Origin of the sequence: Methanosarcina sp. UBA5, assembly GCF_002505485.1 — an archaeon.
In the GTDB taxonomy this organism is placed as follows: Archaea; Halobacteriota; Methanosarcinia; order Methanosarcinales; family Methanosarcinaceae; genus Methanosarcina.
This window is the reverse complement of sequence record NZ_DAVG01000082.1, coordinates 1-24,396: the sequence shown is the minus strand read 5'-3', so window position 1 is coordinate 24,396 and position 24,396 is coordinate 1. Positions and strand designations below refer to the sequence as shown.

Annotated in this window: 24 protein-coding genes; 17 read left to right on the top strand and 7 right to left on the bottom strand. The window is 42.5% G+C overall.

Annotation, left to right across the window (positions count from 1 at the left end; genetic code table 11):
- Positions 1 to 101 precede the first annotated feature (101 nt).
- Complete coding sequence (cbiQ, locus tag BP621_RS08925) at positions 102 to 908, bottom strand: cobalt ECF transporter T component CbiQ (protein ID WP_292389251.1); 807 nt, start codon at positions 906 to 908, stop codon at positions 102 to 104.
- A gap of 33 nt (positions 909 to 941) precedes the next feature.
- Complete coding sequence (locus BP621_RS08920) at positions 942 to 1,925, bottom strand: ATP-binding cassette domain-containing protein (RefSeq protein WP_292389249.1); 984 nt, start codon at positions 1,923 to 1,925, stop codon at positions 942 to 944.
- Positions 1,926 to 2,091: 166 nt separating this feature from the next.
- Here BP621_RS08920 and dinB point away from each other — a divergent pair, with 166 nt between their 5' ends.
- Entirely contained in the window at positions 2,092 to 3,189 is a 1,098-nt protein-coding gene (gene dinB, locus BP621_RS08915; RefSeq protein WP_292389248.1) for a DNA polymerase IV, read from the top strand.
- A 96-nt stretch (positions 3,190 to 3,285) separates the two neighbouring features.
- On the opposite strand, the gene BP621_RS08910 is transcribed toward dinB, so the two are convergent.
- Positions 3,286 to 5,190, bottom strand: coding sequence for a phosphoadenosine phosphosulfate reductase family protein (locus BP621_RS08910; protein WP_292389246.1), 1,905 nt, complete (start codon positions 5,188 to 5,190; stop codon positions 3,286 to 3,288).
- Positions 5,191 to 5,841: 651 nt separating this feature from the next.
- Between BP621_RS08910 and BP621_RS08905 the strand changes: the two genes are divergently transcribed.
- A complete protein-coding gene (locus BP621_RS08905; RefSeq protein WP_292389244.1) occupies positions 5,842 to 6,273 on the top strand; it encodes a serine O-acetyltransferase in 432 nt (143 codons plus the stop codon).
- Between the two features lie 263 nt (positions 6,274 to 6,536).
- Positions 6,537 to 6,824, top strand: coding sequence for a hypothetical protein (locus BP621_RS08900; RefSeq protein ID WP_292389243.1), 288 nt, complete (start codon positions 6,537 to 6,539; stop codon positions 6,822 to 6,824).
- A gap of 137 nt (positions 6,825 to 6,961) precedes the next feature.
- Here the strand turns inward: BP621_RS08900 and BP621_RS08895 are convergent, their stop codons facing one another.
- Positions 6,962 to 7,780: a CRISPR-associated protein Cas4 gene (locus tag BP621_RS08895; RefSeq protein WP_292389242.1), complete on the bottom strand. Its 819-nt coding sequence runs from the start codon at positions 7,778 to 7,780 to the stop codon at positions 6,962 to 6,964.
- A gap of 138 nt (positions 7,781 to 7,918) precedes the next feature.
- Here BP621_RS08895 and BP621_RS08890 point away from each other — a divergent pair, with 138 nt between their 5' ends.
- The 6 genes from BP621_RS08890 to cyaB all read left to right on the top strand — a co-directional run bounded on the left by BP621_RS08890 (position 7,919) and on the right by cyaB (position 12,791).
- Positions 7,919 to 8,659 carry a helix-turn-helix domain-containing protein gene (locus BP621_RS08890; RefSeq protein WP_292389241.1) on the top strand — a complete coding sequence of 247 codons (741 nt, stop codon included), beginning with the start codon at positions 7,919 to 7,921 and terminating at the stop codon, positions 8,657 to 8,659.
- A gap of 47 nt (positions 8,660 to 8,706) precedes the next feature.
- Entirely contained in the window at positions 8,707 to 9,756 is a 1,050-nt protein-coding gene (locus BP621_RS08885; protein ID WP_292389239.1) for a hydroxymethylglutaryl-CoA synthase, read from the top strand.
- Positions 9,757 to 9,772: 16 nt separating this feature from the next.
- A complete protein-coding gene (locus tag BP621_RS08880) occupies positions 9,773 to 10,945 on the top strand; it encodes a thiolase domain-containing protein (RefSeq protein ID WP_292389238.1) in 1,173 nt (390 codons plus the stop codon).
- A gap of 6 nt (positions 10,946 to 10,951) precedes the next feature.
- Entirely contained in the window at positions 10,952 to 11,350 is a 399-nt protein-coding gene (locus BP621_RS08875; RefSeq protein WP_292389236.1) for a Zn-ribbon domain-containing OB-fold protein, read from the top strand.
- Between the two features lie 128 nt (positions 11,351 to 11,478).
- Entirely contained in the window at positions 11,479 to 12,048 is a 570-nt protein-coding gene (locus BP621_RS08870; protein ID WP_292389235.1) for a hypothetical protein, read from the top strand.
- A 209-nt stretch (positions 12,049 to 12,257) separates the two neighbouring features.
- Complete coding sequence (cyaB, locus tag BP621_RS08865; protein WP_292389234.1) at positions 12,258 to 12,791, top strand: class IV adenylate cyclase; 534 nt, start codon at positions 12,258 to 12,260, stop codon at positions 12,789 to 12,791.
- Positions 12,792 to 12,877: 86 nt separating this feature from the next.
- On the opposite strand, the gene BP621_RS08860 is transcribed toward cyaB, so the two are convergent.
- Positions 12,878 to 13,564 (bottom strand): hypothetical protein, encoded by a 687-nt coding sequence (locus BP621_RS08860; RefSeq protein ID WP_292389232.1) that lies wholly within the window; start codon positions 13,562 to 13,564, stop codon positions 12,878 to 12,880.
- A 443-nt stretch (positions 13,565 to 14,007) separates the two neighbouring features.
- Between BP621_RS08860 and BP621_RS08855 the strand changes: the two genes are divergently transcribed.
- The 3 genes from BP621_RS08855 to BP621_RS08845 are packed head-to-tail and all read left to right on the top strand — an operon-like array spanning position 14,008 to position 16,991.
- A complete protein-coding gene (locus BP621_RS08855) occupies positions 14,008 to 14,361 on the top strand; it encodes an ArsR/SmtB family transcription factor (protein WP_292389231.1) in 354 nt (117 codons plus the stop codon).
- A gap of 26 nt (positions 14,362 to 14,387) precedes the next feature.
- Positions 14,388 to 16,763: a heavy metal translocating P-type ATPase gene (locus tag BP621_RS08850; RefSeq protein ID WP_292389229.1), complete on the top strand. Its 2,376-nt coding sequence runs from the start codon at positions 14,388 to 14,390 to the stop codon at positions 16,761 to 16,763.
- A 27-nt stretch (positions 16,764 to 16,790) separates the two neighbouring features.
- Positions 16,791 to 16,991 (top strand): heavy-metal-associated domain-containing protein, encoded by a 201-nt coding sequence (locus BP621_RS08845; protein WP_292389227.1) that lies wholly within the window; start codon positions 16,791 to 16,793, stop codon positions 16,989 to 16,991.
- Positions 16,992 to 17,203: 212 nt separating this feature from the next.
- Here the strand turns inward: BP621_RS08845 and metG are convergent, their stop codons facing one another.
- Positions 17,204 to 19,351: a methionine--tRNA ligase gene (gene metG, locus BP621_RS08840; RefSeq protein ID WP_292389305.1), complete on the bottom strand. Its 2,148-nt coding sequence runs from the start codon at positions 19,349 to 19,351 to the stop codon at positions 17,204 to 17,206.
- Positions 19,352 to 19,890: 539 nt separating this feature from the next.
- On the opposite strand from metG, the gene sppA reads away from it, so the two are divergent.
- Together sppA and serS are read left to right on the top strand one after the other, a co-directional pair.
- On the top strand, positions 19,891 to 21,075 hold the full coding sequence (sppA, locus tag BP621_RS08835; RefSeq protein ID WP_292389226.1) for a signal peptide peptidase SppA: 1,185 nt from the start codon (positions 19,891 to 19,893) through the stop codon (positions 21,073 to 21,075).
- A 218-nt stretch (positions 21,076 to 21,293) separates the two neighbouring features.
- A complete protein-coding gene (serS, locus tag BP621_RS08830) occupies positions 21,294 to 22,565 on the top strand; it encodes a serine--tRNA ligase (protein WP_292389225.1) in 1,272 nt (423 codons plus the stop codon).
- 626 nt (positions 22,566 to 23,191) lie between these two features.
- On the opposite strand, the gene BP621_RS08825 is transcribed toward serS, so the two are convergent.
- Positions 23,192 to 23,353 carry a hypothetical protein gene (locus BP621_RS08825; RefSeq protein ID WP_292389309.1) on the bottom strand — a complete coding sequence of 54 codons (162 nt, stop codon included), beginning with the start codon at positions 23,351 to 23,353 and terminating at the stop codon, positions 23,192 to 23,194.
- Between BP621_RS08825 and BP621_RS08820 the strand changes: the two genes are divergently transcribed.
- From BP621_RS08820 to BP621_RS17285, 3 genes are all read left to right on the top strand, one after another.
- Positions 23,334 to 23,390 carry a hypothetical protein gene (locus BP621_RS08820; RefSeq protein ID WP_292389303.1) on the top strand — a complete coding sequence of 19 codons (57 nt, stop codon included), beginning with the start codon at positions 23,334 to 23,336 and terminating at the stop codon, positions 23,388 to 23,390. The genes BP621_RS08825 and BP621_RS08820 overlap by 20 nt on opposite strands.
- Positions 23,390 to 23,905 carry a hypothetical protein gene (locus BP621_RS08815; RefSeq protein WP_292389223.1) on the top strand — a complete coding sequence of 172 codons (516 nt, stop codon included), beginning with the start codon at positions 23,390 to 23,392 and terminating at the stop codon, positions 23,903 to 23,905. The genes BP621_RS08820 and BP621_RS08815 overlap by 1 nt, the downstream gene beginning before the upstream one ends.
- Positions 23,865 to 24,396: PKD domain-containing protein (locus BP621_RS17285; RefSeq protein WP_349682061.1), on the top strand; the 532-nt coding region annotated here is incomplete at its 3' end. The genes BP621_RS08815 and BP621_RS17285, both read left to right, overlap by 41 nt.

The following is a 24,396-nucleotide window of genomic DNA, read 5'->3' as shown; positions in this document are numbered from 1 at the left end:
GAATCCCAAGGCACCTTCACATTTTATTTTCTCTCTGCTACCTGTAGGCCTGTTAATAATCAATTTTATATAAATGTCAGAGGACACTGGAAGCAGTCTTTTCAGACGTAAAGGTGGATATACAATATGCAGCCTGCACTCAGGAGCAGAAAAAAGATATCCTGGGTTTTGATTTTTGTTCTGTAATAAGCCTTTTCATGCCCACTTCCGTAGCCTCTGCAAAGCATGCTTATATATGTTCTTTCTCCTTGCTCGTAAGAGCGTATGAAAATTGAGCTAATGCTGTTTCCTACCTGCTCGATGACCCATCTTCTTGGCACATCTTTGTTCCACATATCAAAGAGTCTTGTTTGCTGTGCGATCCTTATCCTTTTCAGAACGGCCCAGAAAAGGAAGAGGTAGCGTACCATCATGCTCAAAAGCAGAGTAAATTCTCTTGGGATGCCTATCCTGTCTGCGGCTGCAACCATATCCCTGAGCCGTGTCGTTGAAGAAAACAAGACAATGGCTGTTATGCAGACCAGAAATTTCGCCAGCAGTGTACTCCCAAAGTCAAGTCCCTCATAGGTTATACTGAGCCCAAAAGGCAGGTCAAGAGGGTATGGAGTATAATTTTCTATAAAGGAAGGTCTGAGGAATGGCTGGATAAGGACAATTGCGAGTCCGAAGGGTAAAATCGCAAGAACGCGAAGGAAAAAGTATCTTAAATCAAGCCCTGCAGCAAGCACTAGGAGCATCAAATAAACCTCTATGGCAAAAAGGCGGACAATATTTCTTTCATGAATTCGAGGCAGACTAACCGCATAAATGACTATAACAAGTGCAAAAAGCAATTTTACCCGGGGATCAAGCTTGTGTACTGGACTGCTTTTATACGATTCGCGTTCAATATCCGTGAGCGTTACCATTGAAACTTCTCCTCTAAGGACTCTTTCAAGCTTTCACTCAAGCTTCACTTTTTGCTGCCTCGAGCTTACAAGCCGCAGTATTTCATCTCTGGCTGCTTCGGCTGTTATCTGTATGTTAACATTGAGTCCTTTTTGCTGGAGCATTTCGAATACTTCAGCTACTCTTGGAAGTCTAAGGTGAGCTTTCCTCAGGAGTTCAGGATCGCTGAAGATCTCTTCCGGGCTTCCATCAGCCTCAAGTCTTCCGTGATGGAGAACAAAAGCCCTTTCTGCAAAATAAGGAACCACATCCACATCGTGGGTAGAAAGGAGCAGGGTGATTCCAAGTTCCCTGTTCATCTTCATAATTAGCTCAAGCACGCGAGCAGAACTGAGAGGGTCAAGGCCGGCTGTCGGCTCATCAAGGACTATAACCTCAGGTCGCATGGCAAGGATGCCTGCAATTGCCACAAGTTTCTTCTGCCCTCCGCTCAGATGATGTGGGGCCCTTTCCTCAAAACCTGTGAGTCCGACCATTTCAAGGGCTTCTTTGACTCTCATTTCGACTTCGCTTCTGGACAAACCCATATTAATTGGCCCAAAAGCAATATCTTCTTCAACACTCGGAGCAAGCACCTGGTCATCAGGGTCTTGGAAGACGATTCCTACGGTTTCCCTGCATGTCCGGAGATTTTTCTTAGTCATTTTTTCCCCTTTTATCAGGACTTCCCCTGAAAGAGGCCGTAGGATCCCGTTAAGATGCTTGAATAAAGTCGATTTTCCTGCTCCATTGGCCCCAAGCACTGCAACTCTCTCCCCTTTGAACACTTTGAGGTTGATTTTATCAAGGGCATTTGAATCAAGATGTGGGTATCTATGGCATAGATCTCTGACTTCCAGTACAGGAATGCCGCTTCTTTCGGAGGCCTTGCCCGATTTTTCGGAACTTGTTCCGGATATCTGGCTCGTTCTGCCTGTTGTTTCTTTTGGGAAAGTTGCTGTTTCTTCTGAGTCATGTAGGGAATTCGAGGTACTCATGCTGAAAACGTCCTGTATGAAAATCGCGTCTACTGCTGAAAACTAACTTTTTTAAAAATAGTGTTACAAGTAATGAAGTTATCTTTCTTATGTGTTATGGTTTGTACTTTTCTGTTTCTAAAGTTTGAGAGATAATTATACAAATCTTCCCGACATATTTTTTTCGATGCAACGTGTTGTTCTCCATGTGGACATGGACTATTTTTATGCAGCCATTGAAGAACGAGAAAAACCTGAACTTCAGGGAAAAGCCGTTGTGGTCTGCATGCTCTCTGGAAGAAGCGGGCTAAGTGGGGCTGTAAGTACCTGCAATTATAATGCGCGAGAGTCGGGGATCAGAGCAGGCATGTCCTGTTCGAAGGCAAAGAAACTGAACCCTGAAGCTGTTTTTCTGCCTGTCCGAAAAGATTTCTACACTTCGGTCTCGGACCGGGTTATGGAAATTCTCAGGAGTTATGCGGATGCCAGGGAGACCGGAGAAGCATTTGAGCAGATCAGTATAGATGAAGCATTTCTGGAAATTACCGAGAAAGCAGGTGGGGATTTTAGCCTGGCCTTTGAGACCGGAATCCAGATTAAGAATGAAATAAAAGATAGGGAGAAGTTGACCTGTTCTGTGGGGGTAGGTCCAAATAAGCTTATTGCCAAGATGGCTTCCTCTGTAAAGAAACCCAACGGGATTACAGTTATAAGTCCGGATAAACTCGAGAGCTTTCTCTGGCCCCTTAAAGTGTCAAAACTCTGGGGGATAGGGAATGTAACCGCAGAAAAATTGCAGGAAATGGGCATAGTCACCATAACAGACCTTGCTGAACACGATGTTATCGACCTGATTTCCACTTTCGGAAAAGCCAGGGGAATCTGGCTTAAACAGGCTGCAGTAGGGATCGACGATTCTCCCGTGAAAGAAAGGGAAGGCTCCGAACAGATAGGGAGAATTGCAACTTTGCCTGAAGATACCCTTGACATTACCCCTATTTCTCAGTTACTTGAAAGGCTGGCAGGGGATGTAATCTCAAAACTCGATTCAAGGGGGCTTTCCTTCAGGACTGTAACCGTTACGGTCATAAACTCAAAGTTCCGAATGTATACAAAAAGCCGTACATTAAACCATCCGGCCTATTCAAAAGAAACCCTTCTCGAGGTAGCTCGCGAAATCCTGGACGAGTTTCTTTCGGAAAGCCGGACGGAGTTCAGGCGTGTAGGAGTCAGGGTAGGGGAACTCCAGAAAAGGATGGGCCAGAAAAGCCTTTTTGATTATTAAGTTTGCCTTTTTGAATTTTTACATTTACTTCTATCTGAGTCCTCGTTTTTCTTTCTGCAAAGTACTACAGTTCTAACTCGTGTCAACTGTAAAAATTTAAATAAATTTAACAAGCGGACAGACTTCAATACATACTCCGCAGTGAATGCAATTTTCTTTAATCCTAACCTTCTTTTCCTTTATTTCAACTGCGTTGTGCTCACAGTGGCCCACGCAAACTCCGCATCCCTGGCAGAGCAAGGACCTTCTTACCGAGAATTCAACAATTTTCATAAGTTTTTTTAGCTCTTTTTCATTCTCGCTTCTCCCGTTAACATTCCCAGAGGCAAAGACCTGTGCCCTGGATTCCCCAAAAGCGACTGACGCAGCTCCCTCTATAAAAGAAGCCTTTCCGATGGGGGAAAGCATTCCGCTTTCTTTCAGGGTTTCTATATCAATTGCCTGCCCAAAACTTCCGTCAGCAGACATTCCTCCTGCTTTACAGGGCCTGTATCCTGTAGCCACTTCAAAATTAAGCTCTTTTGGGGCCTTCTGGGATGGAAGAAGAGAAATTCCTTTTTTCTTGGCAAGTTCCTGGAGCACCCGAGGATACCGCTTGTAGCGCCATAAGCCATACTTTACCCACTCAGGAGAGAGCCCCATTTTTTCGGCATAGGCTAGGAGATGGGAGTTCAGCTTTTTTGCAAGTTCGGGATGGCTTTCTTCAAGCTGGAAGAAGTCGGCAAGGGAAGAAGACGGGCAGAGCCAGCATCCCATTCTGTCATATCCTTTCTCATAAGCCGGATTATAGGGGGCTTTCGTCCTGAAAAGGTAAAACCATACATGAAGGGCTGTCCATTCCTGTATAGGGGATGCTCCTACCTGATTTCCCACCCAGGGATTTTTCCAGATTTTCTTGCTGATTGAACGAGCGTGAGATTCGTACTGGCGCTGCCCTATGAAACTAAGGCATCCGCTTCCGTAGTTCTCATCAATTAACCGGGTAATCGGCCCGAGTTTGCAGATCTTGCAGCACCAGCGGGTATCCATGGTAGGGGGGCCAAAAACACTTATCGAATCCCAGAAAGCTTCTCCTGCACTTGAGGTCCTGATTTTTCTTCCATAGTGCTCAACGACTTGCTTGACGTTCTCAAGGGTTTCCGGAAACTCAAGCCCCGTGTCTGCAAACATAATCTCATAATCATCAAGGCTTTCACTAACTAGCTGGAGCACAGCAAGGCTATCCTTACCCCCAGAATAAGATACGCTTACTTTCAGATCCATGCTTCCTGCAACATTTTTTATGAAAGCATGGGATTTTTCTATCATACTGTCCAGGATCTTTTCGTTGGCTTTTATGGCATCTTCCCAGGTCTGCCCTCCGGATTTCGTTTTTTGAGTCTCTGGCTTCCCGCTCCAGCGCGGTTTTACCGCATTCCCGCGGTTTTCCTCACACATCTCCTTTCCTGACATTCGGGCTCGCCCACAGCAGATTATCTCTCCTGTAGGGTTCAGCACAACTACCTCGTCTTCTTTTTTGATATCAGGATCGGCATCAAGAACCCCAGGTGCCAGAATACTTGCTCCCTTTTCCAAAATAAAAGGCACAACTGCCTGCTCGATAACAACCCATTTTTTCAGGGCTTTTCTATCCCTGCCCTGGAAAAGCCTTCTTGCCCCTTCGAGCCTGGGAAGCAGGACCCATTCACAACTCTCAATTTCAAATCTGAGAGATGCAAGCACTTTCCCGTCAACTATAATTTCGTCCATGCGGTCTTCATACGGAGCTTTATTTAGCACTACAAGGTGCCCATCGGGTATAAGGGGCGCATTGAACTGTTTTTCCGAAACCGAGTTTATGCGTTTTATATCATAATTAAAAGCTGGGCGGATATCCCCTGGAGGAGTGACCTCAACTTTTTTTGTACTTTTACCGCATCCGCACTTTTTCCCTAACACAGGCACATTACAGGCCTCACACCAGTGCAGAAGCATTTTTCCAAGATATGCTGGTCTGGACATGTCATGCAGATTGAGAGAGGTTCTCCCTTAAAAGGTTTTGTCTTAATCTTTTTAAAAAAAGCTTGATCAAAAATTCCTTTAGAATATTTTGTCTCAATCTTTTTAAAAAAAAGCTTGATCAAAAATCCCTTTAAAATGTTTTGTCTTTCTCTCATATTTTCTCGATATTTCGTTAATGATTTTTTGAGTAACGGCGCCTTTCTTTTAACAGATGAAAACTGCTGTCACGTAAAAACCCAGAAAATTCTAAAAGATTTTCTAAATATTTTGGGAAAAATTTATATTAATTCACGTGTATGTAATAAAATATGCACAGTTAATTCCTTTACAATTTCTGAAGACTTTGATCTTTGTGTCAGAGTTAACTAGGTTAATTGAATACATTTGTAACTCTAGTTTGCCATATAGAAAATTTCTAATAACTATATTCATTAAGGGGGGCTATTTATTATCAAATCAAAAGCAGACTATGATTTTTATATTAAAGCAGATAAATTAGCATGCGGAAAAAATTATAAAAGGCCCAAATTAATTGGCGATGATATATGGAAATTTCAGAGATTATTAAGAAAGGCCGAATATTATAATAATTGTAAAAAGTCTCTACTTTCTAAATTATATTTAAACTATATATTGTACAGATATCACACTATGAGTATCCATCTGGGGTTTACTATTCCACTAAACGTTTTTGGTCCCGGTTTATGCATAGCCCATAGGGGAACTATAGTCATAAATAAGGATGTTAGGATTGGAGAGAATTGCAGAATACATGCCTGTACTAATATAGGATCCAATAGGGACGATATCTCGGCACCACAAATCGGAAATAATGTATACATTGGGCCAGGCGCTAAAATTTTTGGAAACATTACAATAGCTGATAATATTGCAATTGGGGCAAACTCTGTTGTAAACAAATCATTTTATGAAAAAGGTATTTCTATTGCTGGAGTTCCTGCTAAAAAAATAAATAATAAAGGATCAAATGGAATTATAACTTCAAACAAAGTATTATTCCGTTCTAATGTCTCGAAACTTGCTGCGAAGATGGATCCACCTTCAATAACCGTTCCTAAATAACGAATTTATTTTTTATTATGCGTTTTCTGGACTTGTCAAGCAGATTGAGAGAGGTTTCCTTTTAAAAAGTTTTGACTTAAGTTTTTAAAACAAAATTTGATCAAAAATTCCTTTAAAAAGTTTTGTCTTTTCCTCAGATTTTCTCTACTTTACCAGAATAATTTTCTGAGTACTTGTACTTAGAGATATTTATCTTTCAGATTCAAAAATAATAGTACCATAATTATATAAATTGCAAAAAATATGAGTTATTGGGGAATATCATGGTAGTCATAAAAGAAATTGATTCAGCCGGATTCGGGAAAATCCTTACAATCCTTTATGGAACAATGGGTTTCGTTTTCGGATTCTTCACAACAATCGCTGCTTTTATGGGGATTTCAATGCCAAAAAAATTCGGAATTTTTTCCTTGATTTTCGGGAAATGGGCTGTACTCAGTCTACCTATATTTTATGGGGTATCCGGATACTTCATAGGGCGTATTGCAGCTGGCTTATATAATACTGCGGTAGGCTCGAAAAAAGGGTTCAAGGTGGAGCTTTTACGTTAAAAATACGGCCTTTATATAGAGTTAAATCCGAAGCTTCGTATCTCAAATTCGCTTCTTTTTCTGTTTTTCCTTCCTTTTCTGGTTTCTTTTTCTGAATCCTTTTATTTTTATGCTAAACCTTTTTCCTTTATTCCAACTCAGAAAAATTTCGACATAAGGGAAGAATCTGAAATACAGTGTTCTGAAAAATTACATTCTTTGCAGAACTTCTCTTCTTTTCTCTCAGGCATGAATCCGGCTTTAATTTTCTCCACTTCTCTACAGATTTTGAGAACTTCCCGCCTATCCGAGCTTCGAACAACTACCCTACGAAGTAGTCCAAAACTTACATACTCTACAAAGGCAAAAGGAACTTCTTTTCCACTTTCGGCTTCAAGAAGAAGGATAAAAGCTGCAGCGTGTATCCGGTCCGAAGCCCATACTCCCTGTTCAGGGCAGCTTCCAGGCTTTAAAATTGACGGAACCTGCGTACCTTCAAAGCAGACCAGTTTGGAGGGAATACCTTTAAGGTTAAGTCTTTCTGAGGAAAGAAATGGCTCGGTTTTAACAGGCGTGAGTGCCGCAAGCATAGGCTCTTTCCCGTATTCTTCAAGTGCCCCCAGCAGGTTGGCTGCAATTTCAGGGATTTTAGCTCGTGCCCGCGCTTCTCCGTCCTCAAAAATCTCACTCGTAACATCCGCAAGTTCCCGCGGAAACAGGAGTGGGAGGTCCGTACATACCTTTGCCAGGGAAATTTCAAGCTTTTTATATATATTATCGGCATTTAACGAACACTCCTTCACAATTTCGGGGTAATCTAGGGAGAGTTCTTTCAGGATTATTCTTTCGAGCCTGGATGCCGTCACTTCTGAAAACAATTCAAAGCCTCGACTGGCAAAGTATACTCTTCTCGGACAGTTAGTATATAGAACAAGATCCGAGACGTTTATCTCCTGACTGGACGAATCGGCTGACATCAAATACTAATTCTTTTACAAGTATTATAAATTTTTGTGAGAATCATCACAGTAAGTTGAACAGAAGTTATGCGACAATTGCCGAATTCATATTCGTTAGATATATATGGTAATGTTTCCTCTTAGGGTACGTGAGTCATGACATCTAATGAATCCTCAGAAAATCTGCGCAACCGTCTGGCAGAAAAAATGGCTGGAGATATAACCCTCTCGGAAAAACCGGGAGAGTCGCTCAAAAAATGGAGATCGAATTTTGAGATATCCCAGACCGATATTGCAAATTATCTTAAGGTTTCCCCCTCCGTTATCAGTGACTATGAAAGCGGAAGACGAAAGTCTCCAGGAACACTAATTGTAAAAAAAATTGTTGGGTGTCTCCTTGAGATTGATATGGATAGGGGAAGCAAAAAAATTCACGCTTACGAGTCAATACTTAATGCCGAAAGCGGTACGAAATCCATTTACTCAACATACGAGTATACGATCCCGATACAGCTTGCGAAATTGGTCAACGTTATCGAAGGAGACATTGTCTACAAAGGAGTTGAAAGGCCTCTTTACGGTTTCTCTGTCATTGACAGCCAGAGAGCAATCTTGGAACTTTCTTCCCATGAGTTTCAGAAGCTCTACGGCTGGAGTACCGACAGGGCCATGATCTTTACGAAGGTCAGTACCGGGAAATCCCCAATGGTAGCCATCCGAGTTACCAACCTTAAGCCTGGTGCCGTGGTACTTCATGGCCTTCGAAAAGAAGAGGTCGAGCCTGTTGCAGTCAAGATGGCGGAAGTCGACCGCATCCCCCTGGTCTCAACTATGATGGATCTTGACCAGATTGTCCAGTTACTGAGAAAATACAGTCAATACTATGCTAGGGAATAAACCCCTGAAATCTAATGCCCTGAAACACTCAAAAACAGGTGGAAATAATGACTATTGGAATCGTATCTTACGGTGCTTATGTTCCCCGATACCGTATAAAAGTCGAAGAAATCGCCCGGGTCTGGGGCGATAATGCAGAGGCTCTTAAAAGTGGCCTTATGGTATATGAAAAATCCGTTCCTGATCTCGATGAAGACGCAGCAACTATAGCTGTGGAAGCGGCAAGATACGCGATGGCAAGAAGCGGGGTTGATCCAGAGAGGATTGGGGCGGTATACACGGGCTCGGAGAGTCATCCTTATGCTGTAAAGCCAACAAGCACAATTGTGGCCCAGGCTATAGGAGCGACCCCAAACATGACTGCAGCAGACTTCGAATTTGCATGTAAGGCAGGGACAGCCGCAGTTCAGGCCTGTATGGGACTGGTAAGTTCAGGGATGATCGACCTGGGCATTGCTATAGGAGCCGATGTTTCCCAAGGAGCCCCAGGTGACGCCCTTGAGTACACTGCAGCTGCAGGTGGAGTTGCCTGTCTCATTGGGAGAAACGAATCCGAGATTGCTGCAATTATTGAAGACACTTATTCCTTTACAACTGATACCCCTGACTTCTGGAGAAGGGAAGGAATGCCCTACCCTGAACACGGAGGCCGTTTTACAGGAGAGCCAGGCTACTTTAAGCACGTGACTAACGGCGCAAAAGGTCTTCTGGAAAAACTCGGGACAAAGCCTGATGATTATGATTATGCAGTTTTCCACCAGCCAAATGGAAAATTCCCGACCAAAGCTGCAAAAACCCTGGGTTTCACCAAGTCTCAGATTGCTCCGGGACTTGTAGTTCCAAAAATCGGGAACACGTATTCAGGTTCCTGCCTTATGGGAATTGCTGCGACTCTGGATCAGGCAAAACCAGGGGACAGGATTTTTGCGACCGCCTTTGGTTCAGGTGCAGGGTCTGATGCTTTTAGCATAACGGTTACAGACAGGATCGAGGAAATCCGAAACAGGGCTCCGACGGTTTCCGAATTGATTAAAGATCCTATATACATTGACTATGCAAGATACGCCAAACATAAAGGGAAGATCCGCCGGTCATGAAAACGGAGTGAAGAACATGAGAGACGTAGCAATTATCGGAGTAAAGAATACTAAGTTCGGAGAACTCTGGGGAAAGTCCCTTAGGGATATAGTGGTAGAAGCCGGGGCCGGAGCACTCGAAGACGCAGGCGTTGGTGGAAAAGAAATCGATTCCCTCTACGTAGGAAACATGAGTGGAGGTCGATTTATTGATCAGGAACATATAGGGGCTCTTATAGCGGATTATTCAGGACTTTCCAAAAACCTGCATGTTCCAGCTACCCGAGTTGAAGCTGCCTGTGCATCGGGCGGGCTTGCCCTGAGGCAGGCCATCATGGCTGTAGCTTCCGGTTACAACGATATTGTAATTGCAGCAGGAGCAGAAAAAATGACTGATGTCGGCTCTGAGGAGGCATCTTCAGCGCTTGCAGCCGCGGCTGATCGGGAGTGGGAAGGGATGACAGGAGCAACTTTTCCCGGAATTTATGCAATGATTGCAAGGTTGCACATGCATAGATATGGGACTACCAGCGAACAGCTTGCCGAGGTTGCCGTAAAGAACCATAAAAATGGCTCTTCTAACCCCATTGCCCAGTATAAAAACAGAATTACTGTGGACGACGTGTTGAACTCTATAATGGTAGCCGATCCTTTGCATATTTTTGACTGTTCCCCAATAACGGATGGCGCTTCATCCGTTGTACTTGCCCCAGCGGATATTGCGCACAAGTATACGGATACTCCAATTTATATCAGGGCAACCGCTCAGGCAAGTGACACGATTGCGCTTCATGACCGACGCGATATAACAACCCTTGATGCAACCGTGGTGGCTGCACAGCGGGCATATTCCATGGCAAAATTGAGGCCTGAAGACATCGATCTTGTGGAAGTGCATGACTGCTTCACAATTGCTGAGATTTGCGCAATTGAAGATCTCGGGTTTGCAGAAAAAGGAAAAGGCGGAATTGTCACAGCAAACGGGGAAACCGCAATAGGAGGCAGAATTCCTGTCAATACGTCTGGAGGCCTCAAAGCCTGTGGACATCCGGTGGGAGCAACAGGCATAAAGCAGGCTGTAGAAATCGTAACCCAGCTGCGCGGCGAAGCAGGCAAGCGTCAGGTCGAAGGCGCAGAGTACGGCATGACCCATAATGTAGGAGGGTCAGGAGCTACGGCAGTAGTGCATATTTTCTCGAGGGAGAGGTGAGATACGATGTCTTCCGTTCCAAGATTCTGGAGAAGTATCGGCAGCAGATATAATCTTGAAGGTACCCGCTGTAAAGAATGCGGGGAATATTTCTATCCCCCGCGCAACTTTTGCGTAAACTGCAGGCGTATAGGCCATATTGAGCCTTACAAGTTCAAAGGCACTGGCGAAATAATTTCCTATACAATAATCCATACAGCTGCGGAAGGTTTTGAAGACCAGACTCCTTACACCCTTGCGATAATCCAGCTTGATGAAGGCCCCCGCCTGACCTCGCAGGTAGTTGGCGACCCCGAAAATATTCATATTGGAATGAGGGTTAGATCCGTATTCCGCAAACTCGGGGAAGACGGTGAACGCGGCATGATTTACTATGGCACCAAATTCGTTCCTGCAGAGTCATAAAAGATCCGGATTTTTCCGGATTCCATTTTTTTAAAGTTTATTTCCTGATTCTATTTTTTGGAGTTTATGTTGAAAAACGTAAGCACTATATAATTCTCATCTTATTTTTACTTTCGAGAGGCGATTTGATGAGGATAAAAATTGCGATGGCGTTGATGTCTGTTATTTTTATGTTTGTGGTCGCAATTATATCCAATGGATTCTATTTGCTGCCTGGTAGCGATGAAGCTGTCCTTCTAGAAGTAATGAGCACTATCTCTCTTTTCGGTTCTGTACTTTTCTTGTTAGATACAAGAAAAGTACTACCCAGATGGTATTTGGCAGTTCCGTTTTGCATCTCACTATCTTTACTGGTTCTCGTAAGTTTTTGGCAAGTTAATGGTAAAGAATTTCTTAGTGGCTATAGGCACCTCGTAACCCCCCTCGTGATAACAATTCTGGCGTTACTGTCCCCATTCTCGTTACTGGTCTTTTTATCTTTGCATAGACATCCATACTCGATGAAAGCATATCTTGCAGTATCGTCTATAGCCAGCGTTATCTCTATATCTTCCCTTCTCTTTGCAGTATGGGAACTTTCATCAAGGCACTCACACGAAGCATCTTTTAGTGACGGTCTAATAGCAATTCATTTCCTTTACTGGCTAATTGTGATGCCGATTATAGGATTAAGTTTTTTACATCGTGCAATAAAGTAAAGGAATACCAGGGTTGTGTCGAGTCCATCAGAGTGGACAATTTCATGGGTTCGACACTCACTATATGAATTTTTATCCCCAGTAAACTTATCACCATTAGACTTGATAGAGCCGCCTCAAACAAATACTATATATCATTTTTAGTGCATGTGTTTAGCCAGCAGTGTTTAGTCAATTTAAACGGACTTAACCGGAGATGCCTGAAAACTATGATTGAAATAGAGGTCAAAGTCAGAGCAGACCATTCAAAAGCTCGATCCATTCTTAGAAAGTTAGGGGCAGTAAAACTTGGAGTTGAGAATCAGTCCGATGTTTATTTTGCAGCTCCTCACAGAGATTTTGCGAAAACCGACGAGGCACTCAGGATCCGTTCCCTAAACAGCCAGGCAGTACTAACCTACAAAGGCCCCAAACTCGATGGGATCTCCAAAACCCGAGAAGAATTCGAAACTCCTGTAGACGAAACAACTACAATACAAATCTTGCATGCCCTTGGTTTCTCCGAAGCCGGAATAGTTCGCAAAAAAAGGGAAGTCTTCAGGGCAGGAGAAATTACCGTCTGCCTTGATGCTGTCGAAGGACTCGGGGAATTCCTTGAAGTCGAAATCGTGGCTGAAAACGAAAAAGAGCTCGAAACTTCAAGGGCAAAGTTATTTGAATTGCTAAAACAGTTTGGTGCTGGGGAAAAAGATTCTATTCGGACTTCTTACCTTGAGATGGTGCTGGAGAAAAATAAGAGATAATATGGTTGGTAGATGTACTAACCAATCTTTCGGCACTTTTCTTACCTATTTTTATAAAGTTTGCATAAACTCTTCTTCCGCAGTTTTTATTGATTTCTTCTTATGTGTATGACTGCCCCCAACATTACTGCAATCGCACTGATAGGACTCATGAAAGGAATAGTGTTTGATTTCTGGGTCTGATTGGAACTTTCTTTCTGCTCGCCTGTTGTTGCTGTATTCTCTGTGATTCCGGTGGCGTTTGTCTTATTTTCAGTTTCATTTTCTTCTTGCTCTACATATTCTGCATTTTCTATTTGTTTTATCTCATTTGTTTTATTTTCTATTTGGTTTTCTTCCGGCCACTTACCCAAAGATTTCAGCTCCTTGACTACTGCGTCTCTATCAGAAACAGGGTGTTTTCCTGGCTCTCCTATAGCAACATGGAAAAGCTGTTGATCTATATTTATATCCTTTAGCATCAAGAGTACTGATTCGTTCTGAATAAAATTAGGCTCGGTTGACATCGCTACATTAGTCCCGATTCCACTTCTTACTTTTATGGTCTTTGTGGGCAGAGAGTTATAGAGCCACTCATTAACTTTAATTGTAGCAATCATGTGGTCACGAAACATATCAACCCTGCTCACTGTACCAATAACTATGTGATCAGAGCTGTTTATCTGGTACGGTATTTCTCCAGCTTCTGCAGTAAATGAAGCGGCTGCGAGATTTGGAACCAGAAGAAGCAGCATAAGCGTAAAAAGTATCGAAAACAAATTTCGGCGTTTCATCAAAATTCTCCTGTTCTTTATTTAATTGTAATGAATAGGTTATCGAAATCACTGGCTGTTTTTTTACGATTTGTTGTAATACCTGCCTGCTTTTAATTTATTAAGACAAATTGGTCTAAATCTACTGAATCTTAAAAATAAAAACCGAAAATAGGAGATTCATTTAGCCAACTTGCTTTATATTTATATATACGCTGCAACTCTATAAAAATATTCTCTCTATTGAAAAAAATGTTTTTGTCAAGGATTACATTGTTGTGAATGACGAAGAGAGATCTTTTATTTTCGAGCTTGGCAAAGAGGATTTCAAGTTTTGCAGTTTTAGTCTCTGATACAAAAAGCAAAAGCTTTAATAGTTTAAAATTATTCTTTAGTACACGTACATATGAACAGATGTTCATATATTCTGCTATTTAATAATCATTCCAATTCGAGGGCTAGCTGTGGTTGAACTGGACAAATGCGAGATTAACTGTATACATGAAGAGGCGGTAAAAGCAGTGCGGCAGGCTTTATTTGACGAAGATGTAGCTGCTTCACTGGCCGAACTGTTCAAAGCCCTGGGGGATCCGACAAGAGTGAAAATCTTGTTTTCCTTAATGACCAGAGAGCTTTGCGTTTGTGACCTTACCGCTGTAATAGGAATTTCTGAATCGGCGGTATCTCATCAGCTTAAAATTCTCCGGACTTTACGCCTTGTCAAATTTAGAAGGGAAGGAAAGGTCCTGTATTATTCCCTGGATGATGACCATATCGAGAAATTATTCGCTCAAGGGCTAGAGCATGTTACTGAATAAAAACCACGAAGAATGAGGGAGAAGTTATGACCGAGACGGCAGAAAATATGGAATCAATAGTATCATCCAGACTGCTCGTAACCGGTATAGACTGTCCGGATTGTGCAGCAAAGGTGGAAAAGGCCGTTAGACGTATGCTGGGAGTAGTTAACGCAACATTTGTTTTCCCATCAGGAAGCCTCAACGTAGAGTATGATCCGCAACAAACCGGTGTTACTCAGGTAGTAGACAAGATTAAAAAATTAGGTTATGAGGCACGGGAAGACGACCAAAAATTATCCGAAATTTCTCAGACGACTGATTTTTGCATCGCAGGAATGGACTGCCCGGACTGTGCAGCTAAATTGGAAAAACGCATGGCCAAGGTTCCTGGAGTCGAGACTGCACAAGTAAATTTCGGCGCTTCTAAAATGACGGTAGTCCATAGTGCGCCAGTGGCAGAAATCCTTTCAACGATTGAAAAAATGGGTTATTCGGGGAAAGTGGACGAGGGCTATCGGATAAAGAATGAACCGGCCAGTTTCTGGAAATCAAATCAGTACGTCAAGCCCACAGCGATTTCTTTAATTATGCTGATCTCCGGGCTTGTTTCCGGGAAGCTGGACGCCCCGGATCTTATAGTAAATGGGCTGTTCCTTACAGGGATCTTTCTGGGCGGCTTTCTACCAGCCAAAAATGGCATTTCCTTACTAATTAGTGCCCGGGAATTTGACATGAATTTCCTGATGACGATAGCAGTAATCGGCGCGTCGGCACTCGGTTCATTTGAAGAGGCTGCAACTGTTGTATTTCTTTTCTCTTTCGGGAATGCCTTGCAGAGCTATACCCTCGATAAAACAAGGAACTCTATTCGGTCTTTAATGAAACTAACACCAGATGAGGCTCTGGTCAGGCGAGGAGCAACTGAAATAACGTTACCCGTAAAAGAAATTGTGATTGGGGATACAATTATCGTTCGTCCAGGTGAAAGAATTGCCATGGATGGTAAAGTCTCTACTGGTTACTCTACAGTGAATCAGGCCCCAATCACTGGAGAATCTATTCCGGTGGAAAAACGTCCTGGGGATGAAATATATGCAGGAACGGTCAACGAACGCGGTTCGCTTGAAGTCAAAGTTACCAAGCTGGCCAGGGACAATACAATATCAAGAATTATTCACATGGTTGAGGAAGCTCAGGGACAGCGAGCTCTATCTCAACAATTTGTAGAGAAGTTCGCGAAATATTATACTCCTGCTGTTATATTCTTGGCTGCCCTGGTTGCTGCTGTACCTCCACTGGCTTTGGGCCAGCCGTTCGAGAAGTGGTTTTACGAGGCTATGGCTATGCTATTGGTAGCGTGCCCTTGCGCACTCATAATCTCCACACCTGTATCCATTGTATCTGCAATTGGGAGCGCTGCTAAAAACGGCATACTCATTAAAGGAGGTATGTACCTGGAAGAAGTCGGGGCTTTGTCAGTAGTTGCCTTTGACAAAACCGGCACTCTTACTGAAGGAAAGCCGAAGGTAACCGATATCATTCCTACTGATGGCATCCCCGATAAGGAGTTCTTATCAATAGCATCGGCAATTGAAAGTCGGTCAGAACATCCTCTAGCCGAGGCAATTGTCAAATCCGCTAAAGAACATGGAGCCGAAATATCTAGTATATCAGCATTTGAGGCTATTCCCGGCAAAGGAGCCAAAGCAACGATTCAAGGCAAGACTTATCAAATCGGGAATTCCAGACTCTTTACTGAGCAGGCAATAGATGTGAAACGTGTTGAAGATAAGATTTCCCGTCTGCAAAATGAAGGAAAAACCGTAATGATGCTAGGAGACGAGGAACGTATTTTGGGCCTCATAGCTGTGGCAGATGTATTGAGGGAAAATTCTGGACAGGCTATTAATAAGCTGAAAAAAGCCGGTATTAAAAAAGTCATCATGCTCACAGGAGATAATGAAAGTACTGCCCATGCTATTGCCACAAAAGCAGGAGTCGATGATTTTAGAGCAGACCTATTACCAGAAGACAAGGTAGATGCGATTAAGAAACTTCTTGTTAAGCACGGCAAGGTAGCTATGGTTGGAGACGGTGTCAACGATGCCCCGGCAATGGCAGTATCCACGGTCGGAATCGCGATGGGAGCTGCAGGCACTGATACAGCGCTAGAAACTGCAGATATCGCCTTGATGACTGATGACCTTACAAAACTTGCTGACGCGATAAAATTGAGCCGGAAAACACTAGGCATTATCAAACAAAACATTGCACTTGCCTTGATAATCAAAGGATTAATTCTTCTGATGGTCGTTCCAGGCTGGTTAACTCTGTGGTTAGCTGTGGCAGGGGATATGGGAAGCTCGCTTCTGGTTACCCTGAATGGGATGAGATTATTGAGAGTGAAACATGAGGATTAAACAAATCCATGAATAAGGAGGGAGATGATGGAGAATTTAAAGGTTTTAGGTGTAGACTGCAACAACTGTGTGGCAAATGTGCGTAAGGCCCTTGAGGGCGTAGACGGTATCGAGAATATTGACATACGGCTTTCAGAAAAGATCGCCATGGTAACCTTTGACCCCTGTAAGGTTAGCAAGCAGGAAATTACTGAAAAAGTTGAAGACTTCGGTTATGATATCGAATAAATAATATGTATTTACCATTCAGATCGATATATGGAGCTTGAGGTGTTTTTCTTAACAGTCAGGAAAGGAAACTTGTCAGGCTATGAAATCCATATGTATTACTGAGTTTGTCAGAAAAGCTATTTGTTCGTTAAATGCAAAAATATACAAATTATTCATGCCCGTAAGAATGCGGGCATGAAAACAGGTAATTTCCGATTTATTCCTGAATCTTACCTTATTCTGGAACCGGGTTTTATCTCTTTGTCCGGCATCAGGGTTGCTACAATATTATCTGCACAATTGTCGGCTGCAAGCATCATGCCGTTTGATTCGACTCCGCAGAGTTTGGCAGGTTTCAGGTTGGCGAGTACGATTACAGATTTTCCTACAAGCTCTTCAGGAGCGTAATAAGAAGCAAGGCCTGCAACAAGCTGCCTTGGTTTTTCTTCGCCGATGTCAACCTCAACCCTTATGAGCTTTTTTGACTTCTTCACGGGTTCAGCAAGCAAAACTTTTCCTACGCGGATGTCGAGTTTTGCAAAGTCTTCGTACTCGATCGTGGGAAGTTTTTCTTTTCCTTCTTCCGCGGGTTTTGCCGCTTCTCCAGTTTTTTCGGCTTGTTTTGCTTCTTCTGCAGGCTCCATCCCTTCGGATTTGGCGGGCTCTTTCCCGTTACCTTTTCCTGCGGTTTTCTTTGCATCTGCGGCTTTTACCCTCTGGTTTGCAATCTCTTCCATTTCCTCAATCCTGTCATCTTCGAGCTTTGTAAAAAGGATTTTGGGCTTTGCAAGTTTTGTGCCTACTTTTAGAGGTACGAGGGTATCATCATACATGGTGGTGTGCAGGTCTCCTTCCTGCCCGAGCTCTTTCCAGGCGGTCTCCATGCTTTCCGGGGTCACGGGCTCAAAAATGAGGCATAGAGCTTTTGCCAGGTGCAGGCAGTTGTAAAGCACCTGTCCGCAGGCTGCCTTATCCTGTTTTATCAGGCTCCAGGGCTCGTGGGACTGGAAGTATATATTTCCGAAAGATGCAAGGGACATTGCAGAATCAACGGCTTTTTTGAACTCGTATTCGGCCATTGCGGTTTTTACTTCCTTCAGGGCCTTTTCGATCTCTTCCCTTACCTCAGGTTCAACTTCTCCTTCGGGAACTTCTCCATAGTTCTTGAAAGCGAAAAGCATTGTCCTGTACAGGAAGTTCCCTAGAACGGCAACAAGTTCGGTATTGATCTTTTCCTGAAGCACGCGCCAGGAAAAATTCAGCTCCTTTGTGTGGGAGGTATAGCTTGCTAAATAATATCTCAGCAGATCAGGATGGAAGCCGTGGTCAAGGTAATCTTCTCCTACCCAGACCACATTACCCCGGCTTTTGGAAAATTTCTTATCTTCAATTTTGACCATGCCTGAAGCTACAACGGCTGTAGGTGCCGAATAATCTGCGCCTTTAAGCATAGCCGGCCAGAAGATACAGTGGTGATAGGTAATGTCTCCTCCTATGAAATGGACAATTTCCCCTTCATTTTTCCAGTACTTTTCCCAGGAATCTCCGGCTTTTGCAGCCCATTCCTCGGTAAAGGCAATATATCCTATGGGAGCATCTACCCAGACATAGACCACGAGGTCATCATGCCCAGGGAATTTTACTCCCCATTCGAGATTCCGGGTAATACACCAGTCCGTAAGCCCCTGCCTTACCCAGCCAAGTGCATAGTTTCTGGCATTGATGGTTCCTCCAAGGTCATTTGAGAGATAATCCATCAGGTAATCGCTGAAATTGGAAAGCTTGAAAAAGAAATGTTCCTGTTGCCTGTACTCGGCAGGTCCTCCGCAAATAGTGCAGACAGGATTCAGAAGTTCTCCGGGTTCAAGGTGTTTTCCACATCCCTGATCGCACTCGTCCCCCCTTGCAATTTCGCCGCAGTGAGGACAGGAACCTTCTACGTAGCGGTCAGGAAGAAAACGATTGCACTTCGGGCAATAGGCAATTTCGATAGTTTTCGGGTACACATAGTCTTTTTCAATCAGCCTGTTGACAATATCCAGGGTCCGGTTGTGATTTTCTGGATCGTCCGTAGTCCCAAAAGCATCAAAGTAAACTCCAAGCTGCTTGAAAGTCTCGTCAAAATGTTTATGATACACTTCTACAAGCTCTTTAGGGGTGATCCCTAGTTCTTCGGCGTTTACGACAATAGGGGTGCCGTGAGTGTCCGAGCCGCAGACAAAAGTAACGTCCCTCCCTTCCTTTCGCAGGGAACGGACAAAAATATCAGCGGGCACATAGGTCCGGAGATGCCCGATATGAGCCTTGCCGTTAGCATAAGGCAAGCCACAGGTGACAAGTACGGGTTTACTGGATGATTCTGGCATTCTTATCTCCATGTATTTTTTATGAATATATTCCTCTTCGATGATTGCAATTCTGAAATATATTTCGCTCATTCTTTTTGATCAAACTTTTTTTGAAAAAGTTTGTTGCAATTCTGAAATATGTTTCGCTACTTATTTCGCTACTATGTTTTACAAGGTAACCTATTTGAGGGATAGTTAATAATCATATATAAAGAAGGATGGACGTAGAGACAGATTAATAATAACTCCGACAAATGAGCTGTTAAGTAAATTCTATTGCCTACGGGTTTCTGTATGAGCTGATCCCAAAACTCAAAATTACTTTTCGAAATTTTGAATTTGGATTAATCAATCGAGCTTCGGCTCATGAAAATAATTATGAAACTCTCATTTATTTGAGAATAAAGTTGGTTTTGGGATGGCCTCTATGGCCTCTATGTTATACCTTTTGCATCGCCCGGTACCATTATATATCGACATATTTAACTAAAAATTTAAGCAATGATCAAGACTGCAGACTAAATCGGTAAATCTAAAATATACGGTCCTAAGATATACGGTCTTATTATATGAGCGATGAAAACATAAACCCTGAAGGCACGAACTCAAAAGATCTATCTGGGGATGACAGCCTACAAAGCAGTCCTCATAACGGAAGAGATAGCTCCGTCCCTGATAATGGAACTTACGGTACGAGCGATAACTCCTTCGGCGACTCTGTCCCTGATGGTCCGGAAAAAATGGTTGATCAGGGAATCCACGTTGAAGTTTCTGAAAATAAAGAAATTAAAAACAAGAGTTTAAGCATGAATCCCAATCCGTATCCACAGAAAAAAAAGTATAGATGGATGCCCTATCTACTGGTTGTACTGGCTCTCGTTACTGTTATACTGGTAAGTCTTGCGGTAATCTCCTCCAATTTCGGTGTTGGGAGAAGCTTGGGAAGTTCGGAGAAAGTAGCTGTTATCTATATCCAGGGCACAATACTTACAGGAAATGTTCCTGAAGGGCTTGGCTATGCGACTTCTGAAGAAATAACGGAAAGCATCCACAAGGCTGCTGCAGATAGTGGAGTTAAGGCAATTGTGCTTCGAATTAACAGTCCTGGAGGGTCTCCAGCAGCAGCACAAGAAATCGTAGAAGAAATTAATAGAGTTCAGGCGAAAGGAATTCCTGTTGTTGTGTCAATGGGGGACCTTGCAGCCAGCGCTGCATATTATATCTCCGCGCCGACTGATTACATTATTGCAAATCCCTCTACGAATACCGGATCTATTGGAGTGATCTGGGTCTTCCAGAATATGTCTGCCTCTTATAATCAAACAGGTGTAAATTATTACGTTGCAAAGTCCGGGGAAATGAAAGACATGGGAAGCACCTGGAGAGGGCTTACTGATGAGGAAAAAGAGTATGCTGACTCCATGGTTATGGAAAGCTACGAGAATTTCGTAACTGAGGTTTCTGAGGGGCGCCACATGTCTAAAAGTGAAGTAAAAGCTCTTGCTGATGGTCGCATATACACTGGAACCAGGGCAAAGGAACTTGGGCTTGTGGATAGCTTGGGAAATCTTTATGATGCAATTGACAAGGCTGCGGAACTTGGAGGAATTTCAGGGGAACCAAAGGTTGAATATATGAATAAGGCGAGTCTTTCAAAGCTGCTTTTGGGTTCAGATTCTGGAGAATCTAATGAGACAGCCGAACAGTTCGTCAGTTACTTTGAAGAAAGTCCATATGGAAAACTTCTTGCCTGAAATCCTAACAGAGTAGACGACCAATAGGTAAGATAATTTCAATTACAAGCAGTTAAATTTTTCACATTTTTTTAATTTCATTTTTATCTTGATATTTCCCTGTTTGTTCTCTTCTTTTTTAATTTTGTCGTTGTCCATACTTGTTGTCCATACCAGCTTTACACCCAAAAAATCACAAAATATATATTCTCTTACATGCAGGATATCTCGGGCTTAACATGCTAGACCTTAAATTTGTACGTAACAATCCCGATATAGTTAGACACGCTCTCATTAATAGGAATATGAGCACCGAGCTTATAGATAACCTTCTTAAATATGATATGGCGTGGAGGGAACATCTCATCGAAGGTGATGAGCTAAAACATAAGCGCAATGTGGTCACCCGTGAGATCGCGAAGCTAAAGAAAGAAAATAAAGATACCTTATCCAAAATAGAGGAAATGCAAGGCATCAATAGTCGTATTAAAGAAACCGATGAGAAGGTACGCGACTATAAGTCAAAGATACATGAAATAATGCTCAACATCCCCAATATCCCATCCTCGACAACTCCAATAGGTAAGGACGAGAATGATAATCCAGTTATAAGGGTTGTTGGAGAGCCAAGAAAGTTCACATTCACTCCAAAGCCCCACTGGGATATAGGAGAAGCGCTGGACATACTCGACTTTGAGAAAGGAGCCAAGATAGCAGGCCAGGGTTTTACAGTCTATAAAGGCATGGGCGCAAAACTCGAAAGAGCGCTCATAAACTTTATGTTGGACGTACATGCAGGGCAAGGTTATATTGAAGTTTTTCCACCTGTACTTATCAACGAAAAAGCCATGACTGGTACAGGGCAGCTTCCCAAATTTAAAGATGATATGTACTTATGTACTGACGGTTACTATCTTGCACCTACCGCAGAAGTCCCCGTAACCAATCTCTTTATGGATGATTATATTGAAAAACTGCCTGTCTTCCTTACAGCATATACTGCCTGCTTCAGGCGTGAGGCAGGGAAACACGGTCAGGATACCAGAGGCATCATCCGTCAACACCAGTTCAATAAGGTTGAACTTGTCAAATTCGTAAAGCCAGAAACCTCATATGAAGAACTTGAAAAGCTTACCAACGATGCGGAAGAAATTCTTAAGCTTTTAAAATTGCCTTATCGCGTGGTAAATCTTTGTACTGGAGACCTTGGCTTTTCAGCAGCGAAGACTTATGATCTCGAGGTGTGGGTGCCTACACAGGAAAAATACAGAGAAATATCTTCGTGCTCCAATTTTGAGAACTTCCAGGGCAGAAGGGCTAATATCCGCTTCAGGACTCCTGAAGGTCCGCAGTTCGTCCATACCCTTAACGGCTCAGGCCTTGCTGTAGGGAGGACTGTCGTTGCGATACTCGAGAACTACCAGCGTGAGGACGGAAGCGTGGAAATCCCTGAGGTTCTCAGGCCATATCTCGGCGGGGCAAAAGAAATTAGTAACGAAGTTGAAACTTAAACTAAAAAAATCTAAATTTAGACAGAACGTGAAGAAAAAACAAAATAGATTCCAAAACAACTGTCAACGCGAAAAAGCGTGCAAGAAATAACTTAAGGACGCAATTTTTCAGTGCTTTGCGTGCTGTTAGCGTCTGTTTTCTTTCCTAATTTTTATATAATATTGAGTTAGTTTATCCCAAAAACAACTTTGTTCTTAAATCCATAAAGTCTCAGAACTATTTTTGTGATGAGAAAATCGATTGATTATTCAAAGTATGTGATTAAGAGAAGTAATTTTTGAGTTTTGGGATTAGCTACTTGTTTTACAATATTGAGAGCCTTCTCATACTCACGATTTTCAATAACTGAATCTCACGATCCGAGTTCTTACCTTTTTTTAAACTGTTTCCGGGATTTAAATGTCTTCGTTTCACGTTTTTGTGCTCAAATGCTGTTATTTCAAGCTAATCCGCTTCAATTAGATTATTCCATAGATATATTCTCTCTACTTTGAGGATTTTTATAAAACTGTGAATAAAATGAGAAAGTTTAATAACTGATATAATTGTATTATATTAACATTTTTTATATGAAAAATAAACTAAAGACAAGGAGTCTGATAATGAAAATTAACGAAAAATTGAGTTAAATACCCTTAGCATCAGCCGCTCTGATTTTATTTTCAATTTTTGTTTCATCTGTGGCATCGGTAACTACTGAGGAAAGTGCTTCATCTGCAGAGACGTATGCATATATTACGAACACTGGGAATAACACTGTCTCTGTAATTGACACAGTAACTAACATTGTTACAGCCACGGCAAATATGGGAAGTGATCCTTGATGAAATATCAACAATCCAATGTTTTTAAGATAACGTCACTATGTTTGATTTTACTGTTTTTTGGATTGATGAGTGCTTCTGTTACGCATGCTGAATCTTATACTTTTGTTACCAAGTGGGGTTCTTATGGCGGTGATAATGGACAATTTACTGAACCATCTAGTATTGCTGTAGATTCGTCTGGCAATGTTTATGCTGCCGATCAGGACAATAATCGCATTCAGAAGTTTGATAGCATTGGCTCATTCCTTACCAAATGGGGTTCTTATGGCAGCGGTAACAGACAATTTATTTATCCATGCGGTGTTGCTGTAGATTCGTCTGGCAATGTTTATGTTGCCGATACGGACAATGATCGCATTCAGAAGTTTGATGGAAGCGGAACATTCCTTACCAAGTGGGGTTCTTCTGGCGGCGATAACGGACAATTTTATAGTCCTTATGGTGTTGCCGTAGATTCGTCTGGTAACGTTTATGTTGCCGATTACGGACAATCATCGCATTCAGAAGTTTGACGGAAGCGGAACATTCCTTACCAAGTGGGGTTCTCAGGGCAGCGATGAAGGGCAATTTTCTTATCCATGTGGTGTTGCTGTAGATTCGTCTGGCAATGTTTATGTTCTCGAGTTTGGAAATTGTCGCATTCAGAAGTTTGCCGCAGCAGTACTTCCTGTAGCAAATTTCACAAGCAATGTAACCAGTGGTTATGCCCCCCTGACAGTGCAGTTTACAGATCTTTCTAAAAATGCAACGTTATGGAAATGGAACTTTGGAGATGGAACTAGTTCAACAAAGCAGAATCCAATGCATAAGTATTCCAAGGCAGGAAAATATACGGTGGCACTTACAGCAACAAATGCTGAAGGCAATAATACCACAACAAAAGCAAATTACATAAAAGTGAAAGCACCTCTAAAACCGGTTGCGAACTTCACCGGTAATGTAACATCAGGAAAAGCGCCATTAAATATTATATTTACTGACAAAAGTACAGGAATACCGACTA